5 protein-coding genes are annotated in these 2,845 nt (G+C 66.6%); 4 read left to right on the forward strand and 1 reads right to left on the reverse strand.

The genetic code is table 11. The features are described 5' to 3' along the window. Positions 1 to 168 (reverse strand): GntR family transcriptional regulator (locus WAN02_RS03940; protein WP_422262876.1); only part of this gene is annotated, 168 nt, incomplete at its 3' end. A 38-nt stretch (positions 169 to 206) separates the two neighbouring features. Here WAN02_RS03940 and WAN02_RS03945 point away from each other — a divergent pair. The 4 genes from WAN02_RS03945 to WAN02_RS03960 form a co-directional block, all read left to right on the forward strand. Beyond that, a complete protein-coding gene (locus tag WAN02_RS03945) occupies positions 207 to 875 on the forward strand; it encodes a pyridoxamine 5'-phosphate oxidase family protein (protein ID WP_422262873.1) in 669 nt (222 codons plus the stop codon). A gap of 14 nt (positions 876 to 889) precedes the next feature. Next, entirely contained in the window at positions 890 to 1,348 is a 459-nt protein-coding gene (locus WAN02_RS03950) for an SRPBCC family protein (protein WP_422262874.1), read from the forward strand. 95 nt (positions 1,349 to 1,443) lie between these two features. Next, positions 1,444 to 2,373, forward strand: a complete 930-nt coding sequence (locus WAN02_RS03955) for a DUF4129 domain-containing protein (RefSeq protein ID WP_422262877.1) — start codon at positions 1,444 to 1,446, stop codon at positions 2,371 to 2,373. Beyond that, positions 2,370 to 2,845 (forward strand): hypothetical protein (locus WAN02_RS03960; protein ID WP_422262875.1); only part of this gene is annotated, 476 nt, incomplete at its 3' end. The genes WAN02_RS03955 and WAN02_RS03960, both read left to right, overlap by 4 nt.

Raw genomic sequence — 2,845 nt, forward strand, 5'->3', positions numbered from 1 at the left:
GCGGTAGGCCGCGGCGGCGGTGTTCGCGTTGATGCCGAGCTGAGCGGCCAGCTCCCGGATCGGTGGCAGCTCGGTCCCGGGCGCCAGGGCGCCGGTGGAGATGGCCTCTTCGACGTCGGATGCGATCGACTCGGCACCGGCACCGCGGATCATGTATTGTTCTGGCACAGAAATAATTATGTACTAGTGCAAAAGCGGAGGCAACCATGTCTGCAGGATCGGCATACGCACCCACTAGCCGGACCACCCCGACCCGGTATCGCGAGCGCGCCCGCTACGACCACGCCACCGTTCACGGCATTCTCGACGAGGCCCTGATCTGTCATGTCGGGTTCGTCGGTGCCGATGGACCGGTGGTGTTGCCGACGACCCATGCGCGGCTGGGCGAGACGCTCTACCTGCACGGATCCACCGGCAGCGGCCCGATGCTGGCCGCAGGTTCGTCGGGCGGCTTGCCCGTCTGCGTCACGGCCACCCTGGTCGACGGCCTGGTGTTCGCCCGGTCGGCGTTGCACCACTCGATGGAATTCCGGTCGGTGGTCGCCCTCGGCAACGCGCGCCTGGTGCAGGACAGCGAGGAGAAATTGCGCGCGTTCGCAGCGCTGCTCGATCACGTCGCGCCCGGGCGGTCCACCGACACCAGATCACCTAACACCCGCGAACTCGCCGCGACCGCCGTGCTGGCGCTCGATCTCGCCGAGGTGTCCGCCAAGGTGCGTACCGGCGGGCCCGTCGACGACCCGGAAGACACCGACTTGCCACACTGGGCGGGCGTCCTGCCGCTCACCCTGCAGGCGGGAACGCCGATCCCCGCCGACGACCTCGATCCGGCGATCCAACTACCGGCCTACCTTGCGACGTATCGGCGGGGCTGATCTTTAATTGCTCTATGGCCGACGACGCCGACGTCCCCAGGGTGGTGAGCGCGACCCGCGAGATCGCGGCTAGCGCGGAACGGATCTTCGAGCTGATTGCCGACCCCTCACAGCAGCCGCTGTGGGACGGCAATGACAACCTCGTCAAAGCTGAACCGGGGCAACGGATCCGGGCCGTCGGTGAGGTGTTCCGCATGACGCTGACCAGTGACAGCATCCGCGAGAACCACGTTGTCGACTTCGTTGAAGCCCGTAGCATCGCGTGGACTCCATCCGAGGTAGGCCAACCGCCGCCGGGTCATCTGTGGCGCTGGGAGCTCGAGCCGTTGGGCGACGACCGCACCCGGGTTACCCACACCTACGACTGGTCTGACTTGACTGATCAAATGCGGCTTCCGCGCGCCCGCGCTACGAGCAGCGAGAAGCTTCGGGCCTCCCTTGACCGGCTTGCGGAGTTGGCCGAGCGTCACTGAACTGCACCGATCGCTGGCAGTCCGGACGGTTTACGTGCCAGGATGGCCAGAAGGCCGCAACAGCGGCAGGCAACCGGTCGAGTGGTGTGCCAATGATGGATAAGGCGACGGGCCGCGTGGTCGCCGTGATCGCGCTCTTGATCGCTATCGCCGCGTCGCTGCGCGGATATCTCCCCGGCGCCGAGCATGCCGGCCGGCAACAACCACCGCACAGTGGTTCATCGCTGCTGTACGTTGCGGCCCTACTCACCGTCTCGCTGGTGATCGTGGCCGTGGCGCTGATCACCCGATTGCGCAATCCGCGCCGTGTCGCGTCCAGCGCCAGTCCGCTGTCGGACCGGTTTTCCGGTGGTCACGGTCGACCGGCATGGCGCGTGCTGTTGATCGGGGGCACGGTGTTGCTGGCCTGGCTGCTTCTGGTGTGGATGCTGTCGCAGTTCGTCGGCCCGCATGCAATCGAGCAGCCGCAGTCCGCCCCACAGTCCGCCGTGCCCGCGCCCGCGAACAGCGCGCCGCGACCACCCGGGTCGAAGGTCGCCGACACCGATCGTGACGTGTTGCGCTATCTCATCGCGAGCACGGTGGCATTGCTGGCGATGATCGCCGCCGGCGCGATCGTGGCCCGCCGGCGTCGGGCCGCCGAGCCGAGCAGCTCTGCGCTTTCGCCGATCGGCGAACCGATTTCCGCCGCCGCGGCGTCCTCCCTGGTGCGTGCGGCCGAAAGCGGGTTGGCCGAGATCGAGGACCCCAGTCACGAGCCGCGGCAGGCGATCATCGCGTGCTATGCCGCGATGGAACGCGAACTGCGGCATTTCCCCGGAGCGGCACCGCAGGATTTCGACACTCCGACAGAGGTTTTGGCGAGGGCGGTCGAACACCACGCGCTGCACGTCGACAATGCCGCTGAGCTGGTGAACCTGTTCGAAGAGGCGCGCTTCAGCCCACACGTGATGACCGAGGAGCATCGGAGCAGAGCACTTCGCGTCTTACAGCTGGTTCTCGCCGACATGGGGAGTCCAGTATGAAAAGACTGATAGCACTTGGTGTTTCCCTGGTGCTGAGCGCGGAGCTGGCCGCGCTGTCGCTGCACGATCACCGGCTCGTCTTCTGGGCGGCAGGTGCCGGGGTGCTTTTCGCGTTGATCAGCGTGCGCCAGTTCCTTGGGCGCGATTTCGAAGCGACGTCGTCGACGATCCCGAACGCTCTCGAGGAATCGCTGCGCAGTTGGCTGTCGCGGACTCAGACACTGATTCACCGGTCGGAGTCAACCCGGGCCGACTGGGACCGGCATTTGCGCCCAATGCTGGCGCGGCGGTTCGCGATTGCAACCGGACAAAAGCAGGCCAAGGATCCGGCGGCATTCGATGCCACTGGGCGAACACTTTTCGGCGCGGAGCTGTGGGCGTGGGTGAACCCGAACAATGTCGCACACACCGGTGCGAGTGAACCCGGGCCGGGCCGGGCGACGCTGGAGGAAATCCTGGAGCGGTTGGAGCA

It is taken from the genome of Mycobacterium sp. (genome assembly GCF_049281135.1).
Lineage (GTDB): Bacteria > Actinomycetota > Actinomycetes > Mycobacteriales > Mycobacteriaceae > Mycobacterium.

Coding starts and splice junctions, on each gene's coding strand:
- WAN02_RS03945 (WP_422262873.1), top strand. CDS start 207: ATGTCTGCAGGATCGGCATACGCACCCACTAGCCGGACCACCCCGACC.
- WAN02_RS03950 (WP_422262874.1), top strand. CDS start 890: ATGGCCGACGACGCCGACGTCCCCAGGGTGGTGAGCGCGACCCGCGAG.
- WAN02_RS03955 (WP_422262877.1), top strand. CDS start 1,444: ATGGATAAGGCGACGGGCCGCGTGGTCGCCGTGATCGCGCTCTTGATC.